Genomic DNA, 295 nt, shown 5'->3' on the forward strand with positions numbered 1-295 from the left:
GCGATCTTGAGGCACTTTACGGTGAGATGGACGGCTATAGCGCGGAGTCTCGTGCCGGTGAGTTATTACTCGGCGTCGGCATTCCGGTTGAGCAGCATTATGGCCCGATGAGCGAAATTGCGCCGGGCTTTAAATTACGTGTGCTGCTGGCGCAGGCGCTGTTTTCTAATCCCGATATTCTGTTACTCGATGAACCGACGAACAACCTGGACATCGATACTATTCGCTGGCTGGAGCAGGTGCTGAACGAGCGTGACAGCACCATGATTATCATTTCGCATGACCGTCACTTCCT

Annotated in this window: 1 protein-coding gene; it reads left to right on the top strand. The window is 53.2% G+C overall.

The window, feature by feature from the left end:
• A partial coding sequence (locus tag SB756_RS29235; protein WP_410913034.1) for an ATP-binding cassette domain-containing protein occupies positions 1 to 295 on the top strand: 295 nt, incomplete at both ends.

Origin of the sequence: Pseudomonas sp. SIMBA_068 (assembly GCF_046534705.1) — a bacterium.
Taxonomy (GTDB): domain Bacteria; phylum Pseudomonadota; class Gammaproteobacteria; order Pseudomonadales; family Pseudomonadaceae; genus Aquipseudomonas; species Aquipseudomonas putida.